Annotated in this window: 19 protein-coding genes and 1 riboswitch; of the genes, 2 read left to right on the top strand and 17 right to left on the bottom strand. The window is 39.6% G+C overall.

Translation table 11 applies throughout. The features are described from left to right. Positions 1-21 precede the first annotated feature (21 nt). Genes OK414_RS05370 through OK414_RS05360 form a run of 3 tightly spaced genes read right to left on the bottom strand, consistent with a single transcriptional unit; the run spans position 22 to position 3493 of the window. Positions 22-1143: a class II histone deacetylase gene (locus tag OK414_RS05370; RefSeq protein WP_263045491.1), complete on the bottom strand. Its 1122-nt coding sequence runs from the start codon at positions 1141-1143 to the stop codon at positions 22-24. Positions 1144-1188: 45 nt separating this feature from the next. Continuing rightward, the gene (locus tag OK414_RS05365; RefSeq protein WP_263045492.1) at positions 1189-2061 is read right to left on the bottom strand and encodes a carbon-nitrogen hydrolase; all 873 of its coding nucleotides are present in this window, start codon (positions 2059-2061) and stop codon (positions 1189-1191) included. 52 nt (positions 2062-2113) lie between these two features. Further along, a complete protein-coding gene (locus OK414_RS05360; RefSeq protein WP_263045493.1) occupies positions 2114-3493 on the bottom strand; it encodes an APC family permease in 1380 nt (459 codons plus the stop codon). 533 nt (positions 3494-4026) lie between these two features. Next, a riboswitch (cyclic di-GMP riboswitch) is annotated at positions 4027-4112 on the top strand. 23 nt (positions 4113-4135) lie between these two features. Here OK414_RS05360 and OK414_RS05355 point away from each other — a divergent pair. Beyond that, positions 4136-5638, top strand: coding sequence for a glycosyltransferase family 2 protein (locus tag OK414_RS05355; RefSeq protein WP_263045494.1), 1503 nt, complete (start codon positions 4136-4138; stop codon positions 5636-5638). Between the two features lie 35 nt (positions 5639-5673). Here the strand turns inward: OK414_RS05355 and OK414_RS05350 are convergent, their stop codons facing one another. After that, entirely contained in the window at positions 5674-8112 is a 2439-nt protein-coding gene (locus tag OK414_RS05350; RefSeq protein WP_263045495.1) for an EAL domain-containing protein, read from the bottom strand. Between the two features lie 215 nt (positions 8113-8327). On the opposite strand from OK414_RS05350, the gene OK414_RS05345 reads away from it, so the two are divergent. After that, on the top strand, positions 8328-8606 hold the full coding sequence (locus OK414_RS05345) for a hypothetical protein (protein WP_263045496.1): 279 nt from the start codon (positions 8328-8330) through the stop codon (positions 8604-8606). A 39-nt stretch (positions 8607-8645) separates the two neighbouring features. On the opposite strand, the gene OK414_RS05340 is transcribed toward OK414_RS05345, so the two are convergent. The 13 genes from OK414_RS05340 to OK414_RS05280 all read right to left on the bottom strand — a co-directional run bounded on the left by OK414_RS05340 (position 8646) and on the right by OK414_RS05280 (position 24997). Beyond that, positions 8646-9572, bottom strand: a complete 927-nt coding sequence (locus tag OK414_RS05340) for an NAD(P)/FAD-dependent oxidoreductase (RefSeq protein WP_263045497.1) — start codon at positions 9570-9572, stop codon at positions 8646-8648. A gap of 48 nt (positions 9573-9620) precedes the next feature. Continuing rightward, positions 9621-10265, bottom strand: coding sequence for a GTP cyclohydrolase I FolE (folE, locus tag OK414_RS05335; protein ID WP_013055793.1), 645 nt, complete (start codon positions 10263-10265; stop codon positions 9621-9623). A 57-nt stretch (positions 10266-10322) separates the two neighbouring features. Further along, positions 10323-12854 (bottom strand): EAL domain-containing protein, encoded by a 2532-nt coding sequence (locus OK414_RS05330; protein ID WP_263045498.1) that lies wholly within the window; start codon positions 12852-12854, stop codon positions 10323-10325. Positions 12855-13329: 475 nt separating this feature from the next. Next, a complete protein-coding gene (locus tag OK414_RS05325; RefSeq protein ID WP_263045499.1) occupies positions 13330-14904 on the bottom strand; it encodes a transposase in 1575 nt (524 codons plus the stop codon). A gap of 342 nt (positions 14905-15246) precedes the next feature. Continuing rightward, positions 15247-15885 carry an SdpI family protein gene (locus OK414_RS05320; protein ID WP_095380020.1) on the bottom strand — a complete coding sequence of 213 codons (639 nt, stop codon included), beginning with the start codon at positions 15883-15885 and terminating at the stop codon, positions 15247-15249. Then, the gene (locus OK414_RS05315; RefSeq protein WP_013082079.1) at positions 15886-16149 is read right to left on the bottom strand and encodes an autorepressor SdpR family transcription factor; all 264 of its coding nucleotides are present in this window, start codon (positions 16147-16149) and stop codon (positions 15886-15888) included. 49 nt (positions 16150-16198) lie between these two features. Beyond that, positions 16199-16426 (bottom strand): Fe3+ hydroxamate ABC transporter substrate-binding protein, encoded by a 228-nt coding sequence (locus OK414_RS05310; protein ID WP_263045500.1) that lies wholly within the window; start codon positions 16424-16426, stop codon positions 16199-16201. A gap of 91 nt (positions 16427-16517) precedes the next feature. Further along, entirely contained in the window at positions 16518-16691 is a 174-nt protein-coding gene (locus OK414_RS05305) for a hypothetical protein (RefSeq protein WP_216873966.1), read from the bottom strand. Positions 16692-16836: 145 nt separating this feature from the next. After that, a complete protein-coding gene (locus OK414_RS05300; RefSeq protein ID WP_263045501.1) occupies positions 16837-19866 on the bottom strand; it encodes an efflux RND transporter permease subunit in 3030 nt (1009 codons plus the stop codon). Positions 19867-20195: 329 nt separating this feature from the next. Beyond that, complete coding sequence (locus tag OK414_RS05295) at positions 20196-21533, bottom strand: MFS transporter (protein WP_034653888.1); 1338 nt, start codon at positions 21531-21533, stop codon at positions 20196-20198. A gap of 99 nt (positions 21534-21632) precedes the next feature. Beyond that, positions 21633-22097: a CBO0543 family protein gene (locus OK414_RS05290; RefSeq protein WP_016766452.1), complete on the bottom strand. Its 465-nt coding sequence runs from the start codon at positions 22095-22097 to the stop codon at positions 21633-21635. 110 nt (positions 22098-22207) lie between these two features. Then, a complete protein-coding gene (locus OK414_RS05285; RefSeq protein ID WP_026106757.1) occupies positions 22208-23617 on the bottom strand; it encodes a sodium:solute symporter in 1410 nt (469 codons plus the stop codon). Between the two features lie 63 nt (positions 23618-23680). Continuing rightward, positions 23681-24997, bottom strand: a complete 1317-nt coding sequence (locus OK414_RS05280; protein WP_263045502.1) for an aspartate aminotransferase family protein — start codon at positions 24995-24997, stop codon at positions 23681-23683. Positions 24998-25008: the final 11 nt, after the last annotated feature.

Genomic DNA, 25008 nt, shown 5'->3' with positions numbered 1-25008 from the left:
AATTGCTTAGATATGCTCTTCTTAACAAAAACTTTCCTTCTCAGCAAATTCCCAAAACTTTTTCTGATAGTTTATAACGTTATCTATCGCTTCGAATAAAACAGGTGGTGTATTTCTTTGCGGCAAAACGTGCGGATCTTTCCAGTTTACATCTATACCGGTAAGTCCTTCAATAACTCCCATGGTGGCGATAGGAAGATATGCTAGGTTATATCCTCCTTCTTGTGCTACAATAAGCCTTCCTTTGCAATATGATTCTGCTAGTTCCCGCATTTTGTTTGCCATATATTTAAATCCTTCTCTTGTCACCATTAAACGAGAGATAGGATCCAAAGCATTTGCATCTTGACCCGCTGATATTATGATAAGCTCGGGCTGAAATTGTTTAATAACCGGTGCAATGATAGATTCAAATACATATTGATAGCCTTCATCTCCAGTCAGGGGAGGCACAGGTATATTTATATTATACCCTTTTCCTTTTCCTTGTCCGATTTCATGTACCTTTCCGGATTCTAATGGAAAATAATCTTCTTCATGAATCGAAATAACGAGTACGTCGTCACGTTCATAAAAGATGTCTTGCGTTCCGTTTCCGTGATGAACATCCCAATCCAAGATGACGACTCTTTTTAACCCGTAATGTTCAATTGCATAAGCAGCGCCTACAGCCACATTGTTATAAAAACAAAAGCCCATTGCTTGATCTGAAGACGCGTGATGCCCTGGCGGACGTATTTGAGCATAGACTTTTTTTGTCGTTTCACTTTCCATTACGGTATCTACTGCTTTCATGACAGCACCTGCGGATAGCCTCGCGATATGTTCTGTTTCAGCAGATGCATATGCCTCAGGTCCAATTTCCCTTATTCCTGCTTTACATGCTTTTTGAACACGCCCGATATGGTTTTTAGTATGAACCCGAAGTAAATCTTCATCCGATGCTTCATAAGGTGATTGTCTAACTAAGTGATGTGCTAAACCGCTTTTTTCAATCATTTCTTTGATTACGGTCATTCGATGCTTGTTTTCAAACTCGGCACAAGGCTCTACTGTTTCTCCACCTTCAAATACATACTGAATCTTGCCCGTGTCATGGCGTAAAAATCGTTCATCCCAAATCCAGCTTGTTTTATGTATCATTCTGTTTGGCTCCTTTCTTTTTATACTAGAAATTAGAAATCAAGCTTATACATTTGAAGGTGTGCGGAATGCTTCTTTTTTTAATAATAATTCGTACGTATCTGGTCTTCTGTCACGCATAAACTGAAGCAAATTACGTGTTGAATCAATTTCTTTTAAGTCAACTTCTTGAATCAAAATTCCTTCTTCATCCGTTAAAGATTGTAGAATTTCTCCCATTGGATTGCTTACAAAGCTTCCTCCGTAAAAGGTCATCTCTTTTTCAGTTCCTACCCGGTTCACTGCAGCAACAAAAACGCCATTTGAAATACCATGTGCTGAAATAGCTTTCTCCCATGCAGGACGAGTTGAAAGTTCAGGATGATCAGGCTCTGAACCAATCGCAGAAGGATAAAATAGGATATCCGCTCCTTGCAGCGATAAAATTCGTGCTACTTCTGGGAACCACTCATCCCAGCAAATTCCTACTCCGATTGTTCCATATTGCGTTTCATATACCGGATATCCCGTATTTCCTGGAACAAAATAATATTTCTCGTGATAGTTCGGCCCGTCAGGAATGTGGTTCTTTCTTGTAATTCCTAAGCAAGTTCCGTCTGCGTCGAATATGGCTGCACTATTAAAATAAACGCCTCTAGCTGCCTTTTCATAAAAAGGTACAATTAATACAACTTGCAAGTCTGCTGCAAGGTCTGCCATTTCTTTTAATACGGAGCTCTCTGCTGGTATAGCCAGCTCATATCCTGCCGGTGAAACACTTTGAGGAAAATACTGAGCATTAAATAGTTCTTGCAGACAAATAATTTGAGCTCCATTTGCTGCGGCTTCTTTAATTTTTGTGAATGTGTAGTTAATATTAGCTTCAACGCTTTCTTCACACTTAACTTGAATAAGACCAACTTTTACTGTTTCTTTCATTTTAACCTCTCCTCTTATATTAGAAATTTCAGATAATTATTAACGTACTTTATCAAGATATATGTTCGGTTTTGAGCTGGTTTGGCTCTGTTTTTTCATCAAAAGTAAATTGGGGCGGTGCTTTTGTAAAAAATGACGTCTTGTATACTAGATAAATAAAGCCTATAACAACCCAAACACTCCCTAACGAAATAGATTTTATATCTAAGCTTGTCCATAGCCAAATTGTAAAGCCTGCTCCAATAATGGGACTGATTAAATAACGGCATGTGCCTTTAACATCTCTTTGTTTTCCGCGGAGATAATAGTGAAAGATAACAGAGATATTTACAAATGTAAATGCAATTAGCGCTCCAAAATTGATAAAGGAAGCAGCTGTAACGACGTCCATTGCAAGTGCACTTAATGAAAGTACTCCAATAAAAATAACGTTTCGCGATGGTGTTTTATATTTGGGATGTATATATGCAAACAGTCTTTTAGGCAGCATTGATTCTCTGCCCATTGCATAAAGCAGCCGCGAAGCACTGGCGTGTGAAGAAATTCCTGATGCAATCGTTGAAGTAATAATTCCGGCAAGAAAGACGGATGAGAAGAGTGTTCCTCCAATATAAGCTGCTATTTCAAACGAAGCTGAATCTACAACTTTAAATGAATGGTAGTTTGGGTAAACAAGCTGGGTAATGTACGAAACGAGTATAAAAAGTATTCCTCCTATAAATGCTACAAGAAAAATAGCCTTTGGTACATTTTTCTTTGGATCAACTGTTTCTTCAGAAAGTGTAGTCACAGCATCAAACCCAAGGAAAGATAAACAAAGAATTGAAGCTCCTGCAAGAACAAAAGAAAAAGAATCCTCTGAGCCGAAAAGCTGTAAAGAAGAAAAGAACAAAAGATCACTTTCTCCTTCTATCATTTTCTTAATCGATAAGATAACAAATAGAGCTGTTACAAGAAATTGAAAAAGAACAAGTATTCCGTTCACTTTTGCTGTCATTTGAATACCAAACACGTTTATACAAGTGATGATAACAATAAAAAGTAGAATCCAAAGAGACGATGGAATAGATGGAAACGCAGCTGATAAAAAAGTTCCCGCCAACAAAAAATTAATCATTGGTAAAAAAAGATAATCTAAAAGCACAGACCAGCCGACAAGAAATCCTAGGTGAGGACTTATAGTTTTTTGAGTATACGTATAGGCAGAGCCTGATAAAGGATATTCTTTAGCCATATGTCCGTAGCTGTATGCGGTAAATAGCATCGCTACAAGAGCAAGGACATATGCCATAGAAACCATGCCATGTGTAGTTTGAGCTACAACTCCATATGTAGTAAAAACCGTCATTGGAGCCATATATGCAAGACCTAAAATGACGAGTGATCGAAGCGTTAGCGTACGAACAAATGTAGCACTTGGCTTACTTTCCATCCTGTTTCCTCCATTCAACTAATATAATTCTCGTACACGCCCCCTTCTATTTTGATGCACATAAATGAATGACTATCATTCATTTATGTTTAATGTAATAAAAATTCATAAACAGCAACAAGAATAATGAATGACTATCATTCATTATTCTTCTATTATAATCGATAACTTTTTCTTTGTCTTCACTTTTGTCAGAATTTTTAACATATTACACTTAACTATATATTCCGTTTTATAACCTCCAAAGGCTATCATTTATCACCAATCACCCTCACACCACGTCTATTAACAATTCTATAGAGCTAATAGCTTAGCATCAATTACGGCCTTCCGCTTTGCCACTCTAATGAACATAAATAAAACTGTGTACATCATTAACAGCTTTCCTATTTTACTTTTATCGAATTTTGTCGAATCTTTTTTAGGGTAATTCAACCTATTTTTATGGTAAAATTTAAAAAAGATATTCGTTATATAGTATCATTATGTGTATTTTGTTCTTTAAAAGGAACGAAGATAGTAAACTTAACTTGTTCAGTTAAAGGCAAACCAGTCGAAAGGCTGGGACGCAAAACTTCAGGTCTAAGGTCTTTAGGACTAGGATAGCTGGGTTTCCTGATATATCAGGGGGTAAAGGAAAACATGAACAATCAGCGTGTCGTTACTGGAAGTATTGGAGCTTCGTATATGAGGCCGCGCATTGTGGCATTCATTCCGGCGCACAATGAAGAGAAATCAATTCGCGACTGCTTGGCGGGGTTAGGCGATCAGCTTCTTCCGAATAACGTGGAGCTCGATGTATTTGTGATTGCAGATAACTGTACGGACCGTACAAAAGAAAAAGCGGAGCTGGCCGGAGATGAATTTGATTTAAATGTAAAAGTACTGGTCACTGAAGGCAATAAACAACGAAAAGTCGGCGCATTAAATACGGCTTGGAAAAAGATATATGGAGATACGCTGGATTTATATAATACGACGCTGACGAAATATCAGCAGCTGTATAAAGAGTCGATTAAAGCGATTTTAGGGATGGATGCAGACAGCCGCTTGGCTCCAAAAGCACTCATTAATTTATGGGAAGATTTGATGACGTCGCGAAACATCGGCGGCGTGATGGCAAAATATACGATGAGAATGCCTAAAAAGAAAAGCTCGCTTTCAAAAGATGATGTGCACTATGAGGAAAAGCTCGCAAGCGGCGAGTACGGCGGACCGATAGCCCGGTGGTGGACGCATCAACAGAAACAGGATATGGCAAGCTGGCTGCTGGATCTTCAGTATCACGGCGGAAGCACGTACGTACTCGGCGGTCAGGCTACGCTGTTTCGCCCTGAAGCGCTTCAAAATATAGTGGAAGAAAATAAACTTGACGGTCCTTGGCAAAATGACAGCGACGTTGAAGATATGCTGCTGACGTGGCAGCTGCAAAAATCCAATTGGAAAACGTTAATCAGTCCAGGCGCTCGCTGCTTTGTGGACTCGATGAGAAGCTATCACACGTATCGTGAACAGCGTAATAAATGGAAGTCCGGGACCGTTGATTTACTGACAAACGGAAACTTGGACGTCAGAACCAAGCATAAAGGAAAGCTTTGGCGTTCACAGATTAAAACGCTGTGTGATTTACTTATTCGCCTGCTGTTTATTTTATTGTTATCTGCTGCGCTTGCGACCGATCAATTTTACTGGTCGTGGCTTTGGGTCATTCCAATCGCGTTAGCTTCTGTGTTAAATATTATGCTCGCTGTCAAAACGCCGATGCACAGGCCGATTGATGTAATACTGGCCGGTCTTTTGATTAGTCCGGAGATTTATTTATGGGTGAATTTAATTACGTTTGGTCAAGTATGGATGGAAAGGCTTGCCGCTAATAAAAAAGACGGCTGGGCGAATCAATACAACGCAGAAAACGGGAAAACGCGGAGTAAATTAGGGCAAGGGATTTTAACAGGCTTTGCGTTTACAGGCATGATTGTTGTCCTGTGTATTTATTTCCGTGACTACTTAACGAGTCCTTCTGTACAGCAAGCCATTTATCCGTACTTAATGAACGGGTGGATCTTGCTGACGTATTTAACAATCTATCAGTCTCTTTATATGTTTTACCAAATTTGGACGCTTCGAAAACCTATTCAAGCGTAAAAAAAAGTGATGTCTCCGTGGAGACATCACTTTTTTTATAGAAATCGTTTCTTTAAATAGTCGGCGATTTTTTGAGGCGCAGCCGGCTTACTGACAATATAGCCTTGGATAAAGGAACATTCATGCTTTTGTAAAAAGGCTAGCTGTTCTTTTGTTTCAACGCCTTCTGCGATCACTTTCATGTTAAGAGCATGAGCTAAGTACAAAATGCTTTTTGTAATCGCCTGCTGCTTTCCTTTATCGGTCGCGTGTTGAATAAACGTTTTATCGATTTTAAGCGTATTAAATTCGAAGTCTTTTAAATGTGATAACGAAGAAAAGCCGGTGCCAAAATCATCTAAAGCAAACGTTACGCCGATTTTCTTTAATTCGTCCATGACTTTTTTTACGTGTTCTTCATACTGAATAATAGAGCTTTCCGTTACTTCAAATTCTATAAATGAAGGGTCGATATTGTAATGAGCTAACGTTTGTTGAACGTGCTCTACAAATCCTCGTTTCAGCAAATGTTTAGACGAGACGTTAATTGAAACGGGCACGGTTTGTAATCCTTTATTCTTCCACTGCTGCAGCTGCTTGCACACATGATCAATTACCCAGTCGCCGAGTTCAATAATTAAATGAGTTTCTTCCGCTAATGGAATAAAGTCTTCAGGTGATACGCGTCCCCACTCCGGATGATTCCAGCGAATTAATGCTTCGATACTATCAATCTCTCTGCTGTTTGTATGAACCTTTGGCTGATATTCAATAAAAAATTCATTTTGAAGAAGTGCGTTGCGCAGTCCTTTTTCCAGATGATAGCTTTTATACGTCTCGCTGTCCATTAACGGCGAATACAGCTGCCAGTCGCTTCGCCCGATTTCTTTTGCACGGCGCATAGCAAGGTTGGCATTCGTTAATAAGGTTTTCACATCTTCACCGTCATGCGGGTAGATGCTGATTCCTATACTGGCCGTGACGTACAGTGAAAAGTCATCAATGGTAATTTCTTTTTCGATTTCTTGAAAAAGTGCTGCAGCTAGCTTTTGACATTCATTGATATGTGCAAGAGATAAAAAACAAATCGCAAGCTCGTCTTCTCCTACTCTAGCTAGCATTACATCTGGCGTTACGAACTTTTTTAACCGACTGGCAATATGCTGCAGCAGGCGATCGCCTATGTCGTAGCCTAATGTGTCGTTAATATGTTTGAAGCGATTCAGTCCTAGATAAAAGACCGCTAATGAATTTTTCTCTTTTTTCATTTGTCGAATGAAATTTTTTAATTCTTTTTCAAACTTTCTTCGATTCGGTAAGTTTGTTACATGATCATGAGTCGCAAGATATTCAACTTGATCCATGTACTTTTTTTCTGCGGTGATATCTTCAATAATGCCGTCTATGCGTACTAGCTTACCGTTCTCATCAAGTGTTGGAATGCATCGATCTTTTACCCACTTCATCTCTCCTGTTTTTGTATAAATCCGATACTGCTGGCGAATCGTTTTTCCTTTTTGCAGCTGATGCTGCGCTTTTTCCACAGCTGGTTTATCGTCAGGGTGAATAAAGCTTTCCCATAGATCTCTATCTTCTAAAAATTTAATCGCATCTTCTCCGTAAATGTTGCTAACACCGTTTGAACATACAATCATTTTATTGCGCTGCACATCAACGGACCATATTCCTGCATCCAGATTATTATAAATCGTTTGAAACTGCTGTTCTTTTTGCTTTAATTCATTCGTAATCACTTTCGATTCGGTAATATCATGAACTACGCCAATCAGCTGTATGACGTTTCCTTGCTCATCTACTAGTGCATCCGCTTGCTCAAACACCGTACGTTCTTCACCGCTCGGCCGCATTAGCGCGTATTCAATTTTATAGCTTTCTCCCGTTGAAAGTGCCTCTGCAACTGCTTTTTCTAACCTTTTTTGATCACACTCGTTGATAAATTGAAGAACGTCTTTAAAAGAAGGAGTAAAGAGCTGATGAGGTTTTAGTCCGTAAATATTATGCAGCTGAGGCGACCAATAGCTTTTATCTTCCATCACGTCATAATACCAGCTTCCTACATTCGCAAGCTTTTGTTCCATTTTCAAATGCGTTTCTAATTGAGAAATGTGATTGGAGCGCTCCTGTTCTTTTGAATCATCTCGGCATACGGCATAAACACCCGCTACTTGCTCATTTACGATAATAGGAATAAGCGTAATATATAAATGAAGTTCTTTTTTTGTTTTGTGATTGATTGTCGTTGAAAAATGAACTTTTTCCCCTTTTAAAGCACGTTGAAAAAGCTCTTGTGCCTGCTGTTGTTTCGACTTATGTATAACAGCTGTCAGCTGCTGGCTTTTTTGTTTGTGCTCGTTTCCTGTTAGCTTGAAGGCTGCTTCGTTGCTAAACATGATATCCCCTTCACAGTTGATAAAAAAAATACCTTCACTGTATTCTTTTAAAAGCTGTGTATTCAAACGATCAAGATGTTTCATGATTATGATCGACTGCTCCTTCTCCGTATTTTTATCTAGCAAGGTCTCATGCTGCCTCCTTTTATCTATTTCTTCTATACTAGTAGAATAAGTTACATTTGACATATATTTTACCCTACTTTCCCCAAATGAGGAACATCTCAGGTAAAGATAGCCGAAAAGGTTTTTAAAGTCTTTTTCATTTGGTAAAATAAAACATATAAAGGAGGGATAACGTGACTCAAAGTGTTAAAAAACATGATTTATTTTCTAGAGGTTCCTTTCAAACCGCTACTTTTCTGCTTCTTTTCTCGCCTCTTTTTACTCATTTGTTTCAGCAGAACGTCTGGGCGTATATAACGTTCGCTACTATCATCGTTCTTTTTAATTTCATTACCGAGTGTATTTTAGTAAAAAGAATCAGCGCCGCTCCGAAAAACTACACTGCTTTTTTCCAAACGATTTGTCTGCCTGTGAACGTACTTCTGCTATGTTTCTTTTACTATGTTACGTAAAAAAGCATCTATCAATTTGATAGATGCTTTTTGATATTATCACTTTTTCAAAAGGCTCGATAACTGTTTAGCTACAATCGCTCCTTGACCGGCCGAAGAGCTGATACTAGAAAACAAGGGAGTCGTGCACGCGTCTCCAATAGCATAAATAGCTGGATTGCTGCTTTGATGCACTTCATTGATGACGATGAGCCCGCTTTGCGTAGTGGTGACTTTTTCTTTAATAAGTTCAACATTGGGCGCTATGCCTAGTCTAATCAGCACTGCGTCTACTGATAAATTCTCGCATTCACTGTTTTTACTTTTTAAATCGATCGATGTGACGTGATTTTCCCCGTGGATAGCCGTCACTTCGGTATCTGTCATCACTTTAACACCGGGGTCGGAAAGAACTTTTTCAACGTATTGCTCTCTTGCTTTAAAATGCGTAGAACGATGAATCAGATATACTTCTTTTGCTTTTGATGCTAAAAGATGTGCTCCTTCAAACGCCCGGTCTCCCCCGCCAATGAGAGCAACCCTTTTACCTTTTAGCCGTTCTCCGTCTGCTGAAGCTGAATACACTTCTCCTCGGTCAATCATTTGCTGCTCACCCGGCACTCCGAGCTTTCGCTGACTAGAGCCCGTTGCTAAAATAAGATACGTATAGCCAATTTCTTTTTCTGTTTCTTGCTGCTTTACTTTTACTGTTTTAGAACGTTCATCAATGGAAAGTACTTTTGTATTCGCTTCATATAAGCAGTCCATATCGATAAAATGCTGAACCATTTTACGTTGCATTTCGATTCCATTTTCCGCTTGTATTCCGGGATAATCAATAATTTCATTATAAATCTTAAATAGCTGTCCGCCTAACTGTGCCTGTTCTTCAAGAAGCAAGCACTCAACGCCTAGCCTTTTACACCACACGGCAGCAGAGATGCCAGCGGGCCCTCCGCCAATAATCAGTACGTCAACGTGTTGCATACAGCTCACCTCGCTTCTGCTTCTCAGCTTATATGGCTTTTTGTTTCTTTACATTTGTCGCTGTAAAAGAGATAAAAATTCTCCTCGAACCTCTGGTTTTTCCATAAATGTTCCTCGAACAGATGAAGTGGCTGTAGAAGCTGAAGATTTTTTAATTCCTCTTCCGCACATGCACATATGCTTTGCTTCAATAATCACCATGACTCCTTTTGGCTCTAACACTTCTTCGATTGCATCTGCAATTTCATTTGTTAGACGTTCTTGAACTTGAAATCTTTTTGCATATCCTTCTACCGTACGAGCAATTTTAGATAGACCTGTAATTTTTTTATCCGGTATATACCCAACGTGCGCAACGCCAAAGAACGGCGCAAAGTGATGTTCACACATTGAATGAAACTCAATGTCTCGTATTAACACCAGTTCGTTGTGATTTACATCGAATGTTTTTTCCAAATGAGCTTTCGGGTCTTCCCGGTAGCCTTCCGTGTATTCTAAAAACGCCTTTAACACGCGGTACGGCGTCTCTTCAAGGCCGTCTCTTTCCGGATTATCTCCGCATAAATCAATCAGTTCTTTCACCGCATTCATAAATGTGTCAGCTTGACCGATTTTTTTATCTATTTCAGTTGAATTTGTTCCTAGTGTTTCTAAAAATTTTTGAGCAATTAAATTTTGTGTACTAAGTGCCATCTCTTTATGTCCTCTTCCCTTTTCTTAGTAAGTATATTTTCAAATGATGGTTTTGTTTCAGCTATTTAAAAACGCTGCTTCAAAATCTTTTGCAGCAAGAGGCTTGCTAAACAAGTATCCCTGCATATGATCACAGCCATTTTCCATTAAAAACGCTTTTTGATATTCTTCTTCCACACCTTCTGCGATTACCTGCAGCTTTAAGCTTTGAGATAAGCTGATAATCGCCTGCGCAATTTCACTATTGCTGTAATCTTCTTGAATATCCTGGATAAAAGACCGGTCGATTTTCAAACAATCGATTGGTAATTTTTTTAAATAGCTCAATGAAGAATATCCGGTTCCAAAATCATCGATAGAAATTGATATACCACATTTCTTTAGCAGATGTAAAGCTTTAATCGTTTCTTCCGCGTTCATCAGCAATGTACTTTCCGTAATTTCCATTTCAAACCATGTGGAATCAAATCTATGGAGCGAAAGAAAGTGCTGTATTTCATTAACCAATACAATCGGATCTTGAAATTGCCGCGGAGAAAAGTTAACCGCTAGCGTCATTTTTTCGTTTCGGTCCTTGTTCCATTTGCTGACTTGAGAACAAGCTTTTCTCATGACCACTTCCCATAGAGACTGAATCAAACCAGTTTCTTCTGCTATAGGGATAAATACTTCCGGAGAAACAAATCCAAGCTCTGCGTCATTCCAGCGAACTAATGCTTCTACGCCGGTGATTACATTGCGATGCGCTTCTATTTTCGGCTGATAGTAAACGTCAATGTCACCTTTTTGAATTGCTTTTCGCAAGCGCGTTTCGATGTGAACTTTTTCAGCTTGTTTTTGATTTAATGAATCATGATAAATACTTACTTTGCTGCCGCCTTGTCTTTTTGAAGCATACATGGCGACATCTGCATACGTAATAAGCGTGTCCAAATTCGCAGAGTGCTCCGGATAAAAGCTTAATCCGCTGCTGATACTGACGAACACTTCATCACTGTCAATATAGCAGGGCTGTTGAACATACGCAATGATCTTCTCGGTGATACCTTTAACTTCTTCCGGTGTAAAATCACTGAATAAAATAACAAACTCGTCTCCTCCTTGCCTTGTAAGAAAGCTGTTAGCAGGAGGCAGACATTCTTTAATACGGTTGGCTATCAGCTGTATAAGCTGATCTCCTTTTGAATGCCCTAGCGTGTCATTAATATCTTTAAACCGGTCTATATCCATAAATAACACGGCTACGTGACGAATGGACTTTTCCTTCGACTCAACTAAGCGCCTGTTTAATTCTTCTTTAAAATATCTTCTGTTTGGCAACCCTGTCAAAAAGTCGTGGTAGGCATGGTACTCACTTTCTTCCTGACTTTTCTTTAAATCGTCCACATATGTTTTTAAAAAGTGAGAAAGGTGGTTGATGTTTGCTACAAGTCCTCCCAGCTCATCTTTTCTTCTTACATTCAGCACCTTGCCAAAATTGCCTTTGGCGATTTGATTTACGTGTTCCATAATATGTTTAATCGGCCGTGTAATGGATGTAGAGAAGACAAAGCTGATAATAAGGACAATAAAGATAAACGGAAGAGACAGCAGTAAATGTTTGATTAATTCTTGCTTCAGCTCTTTTTCAATAAGCCCGTAGTCATACACTACGCCTATCACGTAAGCTGGAGAGTTTTTTTCTTTAATCGGTACCAATGTTTTTAATACTTTTTTATGGTTGATTTCAGCAGTATAGCTTTGTGATTTCCCCGTTTTTAAGGCCTTTTGAATAGACTTTTTATCACGTTCGGTATTTCGATACGTGTAGGTACCGTACCAAATTGGCTGATCTTTTATTCTAATATATTTATTGCCGTTTAAATATACGTTTTGATTTCTTTTTCCGAAATTTTTCGGGTTAAAAGCCGTTAGTTCAAGAACGCCTTCAAGATTTTCCGTAAAACGGTCCATCACGTTCGTAGGGCCAAACCTTTTTTCAAAATCGAGGACGTGCTGATCCCGGAAATAAGGATCAATAATATAATTAGTAGACCCATCGTAATAATAACCCCATTTATCAATGTGATTAGGATTACTAGAAGCTACCTCAATCGGCCCGCTCCAATAGTGAGGTAAAGTCAATCCTTTTGTTGTCGTGACCGGCTGCTGAGAAAGCAGCTGCTGAAAAGATGTATACCAATAGCCCCACTCTTTTGTAGACATATTGATTTCTTTAGGGTCAGAAGATTTTACCCCTATAATATCACCTGCTACGGGTGCTAATAATGTAATATGAGATACCATCAGTTTTTTAGCCAGTTGTTTTAACTGGTCGTTGCTGATGTCATGATAATCAGCAGGCAAAGACTGTTGAATCGCAATTGAAGCCGTTCGTAATTCTTGTCCCATTCGATCTTCCATATAGGAAGCACTATTTTTGGAATTTTCGACTTCGTACGCAATTTCTTCTGTGACCAGCGTGATTTCCCTTTGGTTAAACTCTGTTAGTCTATTTTTTGATCGAATGTAGTGCAAGGTGTTATTCGCTAGTAGAATACACAATACCAGCAAAGTAAAGAATACGGACAACTTTTTCTTTATCGACACTAGTGATGGCCTCCTGTTTAAAGAACTGATCCGACAGTTTTAAAACTCGCCTGTATGCTCTAGCTTTACATCGGATACTATTCTTCAATTTCCACAAAAAGAGAATGAACTCATACAAAAAACCAACCGCTTTGGTTGGCTCTATTCATAGCTAGTATAAAACATATTAAATAAATACTTTTATTTACATGGATAGGGCAAATTTGTATTACTATAATATTTTAACTTCTTTTGTCAAAATATCAATGCCTGATACTCCACACGGCTGAAGCCGAGGGGTTCTAACTCTCTTACCTTCTTCTTTGCCCGGCAGCCACAGTTCATACAAGGGTATGCTCGGCATTTAGGGTACAAGGCACTGGGTAGGCTTTCGTTAGAACATTTACAGCCAAAGCAACCTCTGTTGCCATTGACGACTGTATCTTTAGCTTTCACAAGCTCGGTGGTATCACACCGCCATCTGTACTATTTTTTATTACGTAGAATAAACGATTCCCGAATTTAGAATGAGCTTTTTCTGACTTAAAATCGTTTTAATAAATTGATCGTGCTGTGTCTTAAACTGTTCAAAAGTTATATTACATCTTTCTCGATTGGCTTGTTGCCCTGCATCATCTGCATTCATCAATAAAAAAGCAGAATATAAATCTCGTTGAACCTTTATCTCTTCACCGGCAATATGCCAACGTTGAGAGAGAGGTTTTTTTATATATTCATTCCGAATATGACAGTATTGACTTGCTTTAAACGTATAGGTATTTACTTTACGGAAACATCCGTTATAACGCTTTACTTTCTCTTCTAAAATGTTTAAAAACATCGATGGAGCACGATGCCCTAATGTTTTACCAAATCGCTTTTTTCGTTTGAATTTACCGGTCTTTTCGGATATTTCCGTTTCCTTTTTCCGTTTTTGAAGTGCTTTAAAATTCATTGTTTCGCAATAAAAGGTATCACCTATTTCAAGCAAGGAGTTAGCTAAGGTGCGATGTGACCATTTACGAATATCCGATTGTTTACGATGAAGCTCTGTAAGCTTCGCCTTTAGTCGCTGATATCGTTTGGAATACGTCCACGTTTTCTTGCCTTTTTTAATCGTGCCATTCTCTAGAAAATGAGCAGGATTCGTTGAACGTTTGGAACGGTCCATTTTCCGTTGAAGAAGACGAATTTCTCTAGCTAAATGTTTAACAGGTTCAGCTAAATTAAAGAGAGCTACTTTCTTTAAAGAAGAAACGGCTACAGTAGATGTACCAATATCTAATCCCACGTCCCCTTTTCCTATTTTTCGTTCTTTGAAAGGGGGATATCCTGCAATGACAATGTTTACAAAATAACGGGATTTCCCACGAATGGTTTTCTTCACAATCCGCACATATTTCACGTGACATGTACCTTTAACTACAGTCGTTTTACCTTTGATAGTGACTGAATAAGAAAACTCTGTTTTCTGTTGAATATTTCTTAAGACTTCGTTCGCATAGGTATCTTTTTTCTTTGTTTTTAAACGTGTGTATACATTTTTATAAACAATAAACCCATCTACGAAACGCCATCCTGTTTTGTTCGTTTTGCCCTCAAAGCTGGAGAACTCCCCTTTACGCACGAAGAAAACATGTTTAGCTTGGCCAAACAACTTCTTTTCAAAAGCCCCCCACGCACGGGAAGCTACTTTTTGCGCAACGGCAGAATTAACTTGATTACCGAAGTGTTTCCGAATGGCTTTTACCCAGTGATGTGAAGCATATTCGTTCAATTCATACTGATCACGAAGTGATTTAAATGCTTGTTGCAATGCTCTCTTTTCCTCTGTCAATTGCTTATTTTTCGTATCTTTTTCTAACTTCTTCTGCACACCTTTGTACTGACGCATTAGCCTTTTGAATTGTTTTTCACGTTTCATTTGTTTTTCTAACTTTAAATAGTTGCCTAAAACGGCATTGTACATAACTCGACAAATCTCTAACTCTTTTTCAATGACAGAAAACAATAGTGGATGCTCTTTTAACTCTTGCGTTAATACAAATGTAGGGGACTGCTTTTTAGCCATTCATTGCACCCCCAAACCGAACATACGTTTCTATTATTATACATTCCTGGAAACAAAAAAAGCAAGAGAATTTTCTCTTACCGTTTCCAATACTTAAGATACTATCACCCTTTGGTTATAAAACGACACAATGTATTTGACCTCACTTTTATCCCACATCTAAAGGAGTGGGCATTCTTGTTCGAAAAATCTGTAAGTGTTCCATGCTAAGTCTTGACCTGAAACGCGTTTCATACTTTATGCTGTATTTATTCCCATCAGCCGGCGTGACACGAACGGTGGCGTTACGGCTGATACGTTATCCAAAAAAAATCCGGTATGTTCACCGGATTTTTTGTATGCTTACATATTCATTTCTTTTTTATACGCCAAGTATGAATACAGATAAGGAATCGCCACGCACAGAACGATACTACCCCACATAATAACTGACTTGTATCCATCAGGTAAAAAAGCGCTAATAAGAATCAGCAGTCCGCCGATAAAAAAGAGCTTTCCAGATAAACGATGCGTCTTTTTCCATACGGTTTCATTGCTCAATGTCCACGGTGTACGAATGCCCATAAAATAGTTCGAGCGCACGCGCTGCAAGTAGTTTCCAATAATGATAAAAACGAGTCCAGCCATAATCGGAGCAATGTACGCCATCGGCACGTTATAGCCCAGCCCCTGTAAAATAGTACTCATATTTACAAAAAAGAATAATAGCAGTACAGCGTTTAACACGATGTTATACGTTTTTGAAAAGTACTTATAATTTTCTTTGCGCGGGTCAATTCGCGGAACAAATGCGATGATAAAATAAATTAGTACCATGATGCCTACTGTTAAGATCATTGCGTTGATCTTCGTTGCAAATCCGTCTGCTTCTCCATTTGCTCCCCAGTGAATGGGCATTGTAGCTGGAAGGTGCGGCAGTGCAATCAGCCATGCAACTAGGGTTAAAAGGGTAATACCTAAAGGAAATACGTGTTTTTTCATTTAACTCTCTCCTTTCTGAAAGCTGAAAAACCAGCCGATTAAATCTTGAAAAACGGTTGTATTTAACGAATAAATCACAAACTGCCCTCTTTTTTCATCTTGAACGAGGTCCGCTTGCTTCAAGATTTTTAAATGATTTGAGATGCTTGGTTTGGTCATATTAAAATACTCGGAAATTTCTCCTGCGGTTAAATCCCGCTCTTTTAGCAGCTCTAAAATCTTTCTGCGAGTAGGATCCGCTAAGGCTTTAAACGTTTCATTCAATTGAAGTTCATCTCCATCGTATTTAAGTATTTAGATAATTATCTAAATATTAAACTATAAAATATACTATGTCAATATTTTGAAAAGAGAACATGTGCATTTGACTCTTTTTTTTTTTTTCAAAACAGTCCATGCATACAAACTGCGCCTCTTGATGTAGAAAAGCTTTAATTTCGGTCATGCCTCTTTTACTTGGATACTTCATCCGCATCCATACTTCTTCATTCGGCTGAATTTCTTTTTGACAAACAGAACACTGCTCTTTTGTTCCAAACATATTATCCCCTCCATTTCTTTATCTAACTATACGTTTTACTAGCCAAAAGTTTCATAAAAAAGAGGCTGGAACGTACCCAAATCAATTCCAGCTAAAGACAAACAAATGAGAGAATGAGCTGAGCCGCTTGTGACACCGCTGGTGATTTCCATGCAAGACTTCGCTTTCCGCGGGCGGACGGTGAGCCTCCTCGTCGCTTGTGCTCCTGCGGGGTCTCACCTGTTCCGCTTTTCCCGCAGGAGTCTTCGTCTTGCCCTCCAATCACCAGCTAAAAGCAACTAGAGACATGAAACCTACGTTCACTTTACCAATAAAAAATCCGAACGAGTCGGATTCTCTCTCAAGAATCTCAATTCATCGTTCGGATTTTTCTTCAACTAAAATACTTATGTCCTAACCTCTTTTAAACATTATAGCGGCGTTACGTCTTCCTGTTGTTTTTGCTGTATTCTTTGCTTTTTCGATTTTCTGAAATGAAGCAGTTCATATACAACCGGAATGACTACAAGCGTAAGAAGAGTCGCAACGGCCAATCCTCCGATTACAACGACTGCTAGACTTTGAGAAACGAGGCTTCCGCTTTCGCTTTGTTTAAATAAAAGCGGCAGCATCGCACAAATCGTAGCAGCAGACGTCATGACGATTGGACGCATACGCGTAGCGGCTGCTTCGACAATCGCATCGCGCATAATCATTTTCTTTTCATTTTGCTTCACGCGGTCTAATAGTACAATGGCATTCGTTACAACAATACCAATCAGCATCAGTGCTCCAAGTAGAGCTGTTACGTCTACTGGAATGCGGCTGATTAATAACCCTAAAACGGCACCGATTGCTGCAAGCGGAAGTGAGAATAAAATCGCAAACGGCGTGCGGATTGTTTTAAACGTAATCACCATAATTAAGAACACAATACCAATTGACACGAGCATCGTAATGAACAAGTCAGAGAAATCTTCTCCTTGCTGCGTGCTTGCTCCTCCAATTACAACGTCAACATCTTTTGAAATGGAGAGTCCTTTACTCTTACCGTCTCCAAAAATCGCTGTTTGGATGTTTTTATTAATCTCTGAAAGCTTTTCTGGATTGACATCTGCTGTTACTTGAATATATGGGTCTCCATTTTTATGAAACTGATTGGTCGGCTTTTCAGCTTGCGTTAGTGAAGCCACTTTTGAAACAGGCGACGGTCCTGTCTCTGTCATAATAGAAATATCTTTTAGCTCTTTTGGTGACGTCGGATTTAAGACAGATTCAAGAAGTACGTTTGCTTGCTTGCCTTCTAAATCTATCGCTCCAATCGGCGTTTTGTTCAGCATAACGCCAAGCTGCTGCGCTACTTGCTGCGTATTCGCTTTTGTTGGATCTACGTCTAAAGAGTAAATCGTTTTCTTTTCGTCTTGGTTCGTAGAAACTTTGTCTACTCCTTTTATATCGCTGATTTCTTTCTTAATGCTGCTTGCCGTTTTTTCTAACTTGTTCATGTCGTTTCCAATTACATCAACGGTAATGGAAGTAGTGGAAGCTCCCATTAGTGAAGCAGCACTTACGCTAAGATCCCCTCCGTCATAAAGTTTCTTTTGATTTTGGATTCGTTTCATTAGCGAATCAGTATTTCCACTGTCTTTTACGATAATCGTATACGTAGCTTCAGTAGGCGAACCAACGTCTCCCCACTTGGCTCCTTCATCCGTATTACCAAGCTGCATGTATACCTCTTTTACTTCTTTTTGAGCTAAAATATAGCGTTCAAGCTGCAGTGATTTTTCTTCTACGGTCTTAATTGGCGTGTTGTTTGGATAGCTTAACGTTGTGCTTACAAAGTCAGATGAAGAGTTATCAACCGCTCCTTTAGGCATCATTGTGTACGCGCCAATAGATCCGACAAATAAAAGAAGCGAAAGCAGCAGCACAACCCATTTATGATTAAGCGACCACGTAATGACCTTTGTAAAACGAACCGGCTGCTTGTGCTTGCGAAGTTTTTCATTTTTTAATAACCCCGCACTCATTAACGGTACAACAGTAAGCGCCACAATTAATGAAGACAGCAGGGAATACGTCAGCGTCAGAGCAAACGGAAGCATAAAGTCCTGAAGCCCTCCGTTTACAAGACCGATTGGTAAAAAAACGGCTACTGTCGTTAACGTAGAAGCGGTGATAGCAGAGCCCACTTCTTTTGTTGCGTCAATAATGAGCCCAAGCGAAAACTCTTCTTTTTGCATTTTTCGGAAGATGTTTTCAATTACAACGATGCTATCATCTACCAATCTCCCAATCGCTACGGCTACTCCTCCAAGCGTTAAAATATTGAGCGTTACGCCTGATTTAGACAGTAAGAACAGCGTAAAGCAAAGCGATAACGGAATGGATACAATTGTGATAAACGTAGAGCGAACGCTGCGTAAAAACAGCATGATGACAACGGTCGCAAAAAGTGCGCCCAGCAACACTTCTTTCATCATGGAATGAACAGAGTTTTGTACGCTGTCCCCTGTTGCAAAAAATACAGAAGCATTCACATTGTTATAGTCTTTGTTAATTTGCTGAGACAGTTTTTTTACTTCTTTTGTAATGCTAACGGCGTTTGAGTGACTGTCTTTTGTCACAATAAGTAAAAGTGCATCTTTTCCGTTAATATGCGTCACGACGCCTTCAGGCTTTTTGACCTCTACTTTTGCAAGGTCCCCTAGCGTTACATTCGGTGCAACCGGCAGCTTTTTCACTTTGTCCAAGCTGTCAATTTTACCTGTTACGTTGATGTTGCTCGACTTGTTATTAATGACTTTTTCTCCAACTGCAAGCGACGTGTTTTTTCCTTCTAACACGCTGATGACTTTATCAATCGTCACGTTCTTTTGTGACAATTTTTTATTATCAACTTTAATAGACACGTAGGAATCCGCTGTTCCATACGTTTGAACACTCGCAATGCCTTTAACGTCTTTATATTTAGGGATCAGTTTTTTCTCTGCAAGATCCAGATTGTCTCTTGTTAATCCTTCTTTAAATGTGAGTGAAATATCTGCGATAGGAATCATAGAGGTATTTAATTGAATAACATTAGGCTTTGATACGCTGGCTGGAAGCTGCACCGAAGACAGCGCTTCTTGGACGTTTGTTTTTGCTTCTTTCATATCCGTTTTGGATTCAAATGAAATATCGATTTTGGAATAGCCGTCTCCCGTCGTCGAATACACGTTACTTTTTCCTTTAACACCAGCTACCGCTTCTTCAATCGGTGACGTCACTTGTTTTTCCATGGAGTCTGCATCCGTTCCTTGCCCCATAACCACTACTGACACTTGAGGCTGATCAGCGGTCGGCAGGAACTCCATTGGAAGTGTAAAATAACTAATGACTCCTAAAGCTAAAATTAAAATAGACATAATGGTAATAGCCGCTTTGTTTTTGAACGACCATTTGGTGAGCCATGACATGAAATATCCCCTTTCACTTTTTCGTACAAACTCAGTCAAACATTTCTAAAATATGCTAAATGACTACTAAATTATACCTAATGTTTTTTGCCATTTAAAGACTTATTTTTGTAAAAAGTCCCATTATTTAAATTTAACATTCTTTACATATTCGTTTTGTTATATAACCTGCGTATAACCACGCAAAAAAAGACGCCGATACCCGGCGTCCCACATGTAGTAAGTGAAAGAAGAAGAAGAATATGCCTACGATTTATCAGGCAATTGTATGACCTTATTTGGTTTCTTCCCGTTTTTTTATGAAATAAACATATTTAGCATAAATTCCCTCAACTAGCAGCTCGATTGTGCTTTGCTTCCGTATCGTTTTGAATTTTTAAGGAAGTTAATAACGCCACGATGCTTCCGGCAAAGCCAAATAAAAACAAGTGATGAATGCCCGCCATAAAGCTTCCGCCTGAAGTCAGCAAAGCACCCATAATGGTAACGCCGATTGCTGTTCCCATGTTTCTGCAAAACATAAAAAATGACGTTGAAATACCTCTTTCATGTCCGCCTACTAATTGCTGTACACCAATGACGCCAACCGTAGAAAGCAGTCCAAACGATAGTCCTTGTACAATCATGACGCAAAACACATAAAAGAAACCGTGACTTTCATTTAGCATAAGCAGCAGTGTTCCTGAGCCAACCAGCAGCACATTTCCAATTAACAACAGCTTTCTGTAGCCGTGTTTTAAAATCCATTTCCCCGCCGGCACGGACACAGACATCCATCCGACCGCTGTTCCTAACAGGGCTACTCCGCTCATAAACAGTGACAGATGCGCTACTCGCTGTAAAAATAACGGAATGTAGCTTGACGTTCCGAATAAAGCTACTGTCCCAATAAACGCATTGATATTAATCCATGACAGCGTTTTGTTTTGGAACATAGACAGCGGGACAATCGGAGAAGCATGTTTTCGTTCATGGAGATAAAAAATCACTAATAAAATAAGTCCCGCTACTGCATACACGACGCGGTTTTGTTCCACTACCGTAACGAGCAGCAGCGACGTAACGCCCGCTCCAAACAAAATGGCACCGATGTAATCGACTTTTGCTCTTTTCGGCTTATAGCTTTCTTGATATGGCATTAACGTCAGAAATGAAACAATACATACGGGTAAATTAATAAAGAAAATCCATCTCCACGTTAAATAATCCACAAAAAAAGCGCCTAAAAGCGGAGCTAACACAGCTGATAATCCCCACATCGTTGTAAAGAGCGCCTGAATTTTCCCTCTTTTCTCTACAGGAAATAAGTCTCCGGCAATAATAGCGGGAAAGGCCACCATAAACCCGGCTCCTATTCCTTGAACCGCACGGAAAAGAACAAGCTGAATCATCGTATTCGCCACGCCGCAAAGCATCGAACCAATTAAAAAAGCAATAATTCCAAACCCAAATACTTTTTTGCGGCCAAATAAATCCGATAATCTCCCCGCTACCGGAGATAAAATCGTACTTGCAATCATGTACGAAGCAAACGACCACGCGTACAAATCAAACCTTCCAAGCTCTTTTGCAATAACAGGCATCGTCGTATTCATTATCGTTGAATCAAGCGAAGCCACTAGCATTGCCAGCACAATACTAACCATTACGGACGTTCTGCTTTTCATGTAACAATCTCCTTATCTGTATAATCTGAGCATTTAGTTTACTCCTGCTTGATAGATGTTGTCTAGATTTGTGCATAAAAAAGCAGATAAAAAGCTGAACTATAGCTTTTTATCTGCTTTTTTGACAAGGCCAGCTAACCCCCTGATTGTCAGCAATGTAAAACTAACACTTGCAAATGTATGAAAGATGGTCCACTTTTTCCATTTAAACAGATTGCTATTTCTCTCTAAATACCACTGGCTGATACTCATCGGAACGCTCCACATCAAGCTTTTTAGTAAGATTGCAGGAAGCTTGTCTTCATAAGATTGTCTAACCCAAACCATACTTAGCAAAGGAAAAAACAGCAGATCATATAAAATATTAGTTGAAAAAATGCGAGGATACGGCCGAACAGGATATTTGATTCGATTCGTGTTTACAGCATAAGCATCAATAAGCGTGGCCAAAATCCCTTTTGCAAAAAAGACAATCAGCATTTCTTTAAATTTCGGTTTTTTTACAACAAAAGGAAAAAGAACTGCACACAACACAGTTAGCCCTTTTAGCAGTGTTCGTTCCATTTGTAACACTCTTTTCTTTGGGAATATCCATTAGTATGTACGATTACTGGCTAAAATAATAAGCAGGAATATAAAAAGCTTCTCACCGTAAAGGAGAAGCCTTTCTTTTCTTATTTTACATCTTCGCTTACCGGCTCTTGGTCAGACAGTTCTTTGTTTCGAGCCATAACCGCAAATCCAGCCATTATAATAATGCTGCTTGAAATTCCGTACAGGATTGGCGTGGTAGAAGAAAGTCCTTCAATCAATAGACCTCCAAGTACTACTAGTGTACTAACAACAATCGCTGAAACTCCTGCTTTTGGATGAATGTCTTTCCAAAACAGCGACACAACAAACGGAACAAAAATCGCTCCTGATAAAATGGCATACGCAACGTCTAAAGCAACAAGCACGTCTTGAATCCAAAGAGCAAAAATAATAGCAAGCACGCCGACAATAAGTGTATTCACACGGGTTAAAATTAAATAATTTTTCTCTGAAATATTTTTAAGCCACACTTTTTTAATAATATCGTTACTAATCAGCGTAGAAGACGCAAGCAGTGTTCCTGAAGCAGTTGACATCAGCGCCGAACAAACGCCTGCCAGCACGAGACCTAATAACCCTTGAGGCAGAATTTGAACTGCAAGCGTCGCAAATATGCTTTGACTGCTTTCTGCGTTTGGCAGCAGCAAATACGCACACATTCCAATTACACTTCCCGCAATCGCGTAGGCAATGCTGTACACACCTGCAAAAATGGAGCCGTTTCGCGCAATTTTTTCTGTTCGTGCCGTAAATACCCGCTGCCAAATATCTTGAGATACTGCCATACCAAGCGTATACAAGAGGAAATACTGAAAGATTTGACCGTATCCAATCGATGAAAAATCAAAATAAGATGATGGCAAATCTCCGGCAAGCGCTTTGAAACCTCCTGCTTCTGATACGCTCATTGGAAGCATAAATCCAAAAATCGCGACCGTCATCACAACAAACTGAATAATATCAGTGACCGTTACGCTCCACATTCCGCCTAAAATCGTGTAGAACAAAACAATCGAACCGCCAATTAGCATTGATGCCGTCATGTTCCAGCCAAGCAACGCATGAATGATCGTTCCCATTCCAATCACTTGAGTGACTGATACCATGAGTGTATAAATAGCGGCAACAACGGCGCTGATAATTTGCGCTTGAGCGTTATATCTTTTTCCTAGCAGCTCACTGATAGTGGTCACTTTCAACGACGAAATCCGCTTAATAAAAATCGTGCCAAGCGTAATGATTCCAAGTCCAATCATCGTCACGAACCAAATGCCAGACAGCCCGTGCTCGTAGCCAAGCTGAGCCGTTCCAATCGTTGACGCTCCTCCTAGAATAACGGCAGACAAACATCCTAAATACATGAACATCCCTAAGTTTCGCCCGGCTAAAATAAAATCTTCTGATGACTTTGCTTTTAACGAGCCAATGATACCAGCTACAACCAATACGCCAAAATAGACAAACATAACCGTCATATCCAGTCCGTTCATAACAGATTCCTCCTTATTATGGGTCAATCTATCTTTCATTGAAACAAAGAGCTTTCTAAAGCTTTAGATCACGTGAAGACTTGTGATTTCTGTCAATGCCTCGTCTAACACGCGAAGCCCGGCATCAATTTCTTCTTTTGTAATCGTTAAAGGAGGAATCATTCGAATTACTTCTCCGCTATTTCCGCAAAGGTAAAACAGCACCCCTTTTTCCAAACATTTGTCTAAAATCTCAAGAAGAAGGCTTCCGTCACCTTGCTTTGTTTTCGGATTAATAATTTCAATTCCAATCATTAATCCTACTGAACGAATACTTCCGATAACTTCATGCTTCGCTTTCAAATGCTGAAGCTGATCCGCTGCATATTTCCCCATTTCTTTTGAGTTTTCAATCAGCTTTTCTTCTTTTAGTACGTCCAATGTCGCAAGCGCTGCTGAACAAGCGATTGGATTGCCTCCAAAAGTGGTTCCGTGTGTACCAATCGGCCACTTTTCCATTAGCTGCTTGGAAGCTACGGTAGCACTTAACGGAAGTCCTGATGCTATGCCTTTTGCGATTGCCATAATGTCAGGCGTCACGTCAAACGTCTGAGCTGCAAACCACTCGCCGGTGCGTCCAAAGCCAGTTTGCACTTCGTCAAAAATAAGCAGAATGCCGTGTCTGTCACACACTTCTCTTATTTTTTGCAGCCACGCTTTCGGAGGGATCACGTAGCCGCCTTCTCCAAGAACCGGCTCTACAATCATGCACGCTACTTCTTCCGGAGTTACTTGATGCTTAAACAAAGTGTCAAAATCTCTTTCCAGCTTTTCCACGCAGTAGATTTCCGGATCTTCTCCTTTTGGACACTGAGTCGCGTCTGCATAAGGCACTTGATACGTTAAGCCCGATGGCTGAAGAAATTTCCGGTATTTGCTTTTTGATGTCGTCACACTAAGCGCTCCGAGAGAACGACCGTGAAAGCAGCCCGTAAACGAAACCGTATAAGGTCTTTGCGTAACGTACTTTGCCAGTTTTAACGCTCCTTCTATTGCTTCGGTTCCGCTGTTGGCAAAGAAAAAGCAGTCCAATCCTCTTGGCAATACTGTTTTTAATTCTTCAGCAAGCTGTAAAATAGATTCATACATAATCACACCTGACGGGCCGTGCATAAGATGATCAACGCTTTCTTTAATCGCTTGTACAACTTTAGGGTGACGATGACCTGTATTCGCTGTTGCAATACCTGATGTAAAATCTAAATACGTTTTTCCGTTCACTCCGTAGTAGTAGCAGCCCTCTGCTTTTACCACGGGTAAATTAGGGTGATCTTTCGCCATGCTTGGTGCTAGTAAATCTGGTAAACTGTTCATTAACTGTGTAAGTGATGCCTGCGTCATCTGACTTCCTC

Source organism: Priestia sp. JV24, from assembly GCF_025910025.1.
GTDB lineage: Bacteria > Bacillota > Bacilli > Bacillales > Bacillaceae_H > Priestia > Priestia megaterium.
The sequence above is the reverse complement of the archived record's forward strand: the minus strand, read 5'-3'. Positions and strand labels throughout refer to the sequence as shown.

Bases quoted from the DNA above. Each gene is read 5' to 3' on its own strand.
- OK414_RS05370 (WP_263045491.1), bottom strand. From the start codon at position 1,143: ATGATACATAAAACAAGCTGGATTTGGGATGAACGATTTTTACGCCAT.
- OK414_RS05365 (WP_263045492.1), bottom strand. From the start codon at position 2,061: ATGAAAGAAACAGTAAAAGTTGGTCTTATTCAAGTTAAGTGTGAAGAA.
- OK414_RS05360 (WP_263045493.1), bottom strand. From the start codon at position 3,493: ATGGAAAGTAAGCCAAGTGCTACATTTGTTCGTACGCTAACGCTTCGA.
- OK414_RS05355 (WP_263045494.1), top strand. From the start codon at position 4,136: ATGAACAATCAGCGTGTCGTTACTGGAAGTATTGGAGCTTCGTATATG.
- OK414_RS05350 (WP_263045495.1), bottom strand. From the start codon at position 8,112: ATGAAACATCTTGATCGTTTGAATACACAGCTTTTAAAAGAATACAGT.
- OK414_RS05340 (WP_263045497.1), bottom strand. From the start codon at position 9,572: ATGCAACACGTTGACGTACTGATTATTGGCGGAGGGCCCGCTGGCATC.
- folE (WP_013055793.1), bottom strand. From the start codon at position 10,265: ATGGCACTTAGTACACAAAATTTAATTGCTCAAAAATTTTTAGAAACA.
- OK414_RS05325 (WP_263045499.1), bottom strand. From the start codon at position 14,904: ATGGCTAAAAAGCAGTCCCCTACATTTGTATTAACGCAAGAGTTAAAA.
- OK414_RS05320 (WP_095380020.1), bottom strand. From the start codon at position 15,885: ATGAAAAAACACGTATTTCCTTTAGGTATTACCCTTTTAACCCTAGTT.
- OK414_RS05310 (WP_263045500.1), bottom strand. From the start codon at position 16,426: ATGTTTGGAACAAAAGAGCAGTGTTCTGTTTGTCAAAAAGAAATTCAG.
- OK414_RS05300 (WP_263045501.1), bottom strand. From the start codon at position 19,866: ATGTCATGGCTCACCAAATGGTCGTTCAAAAACAAAGCGGCTATTACC.
- OK414_RS05295 (WP_034653888.1), bottom strand. From the start codon at position 21,533: ATGAAAAGCAGAACGTCCGTAATGGTTAGTATTGTGCTGGCAATGCTA.
- OK414_RS05290 (WP_016766452.1), bottom strand. From the start codon at position 22,097: ATGGAACGAACACTGCTAAAAGGGCTAACTGTGTTGTGTGCAGTTCTT.
- OK414_RS05285 (WP_026106757.1), bottom strand. From the start codon at position 23,617: ATGAACGGACTGGATATGACGGTTATGTTTGTCTATTTTGGCGTATTG.
- OK414_RS05280 (WP_263045502.1), bottom strand. From the start codon at position 24,997: ATGACGCAGGCATCACTTACACAGTTAATGAACAGTTTACCAGATTTA.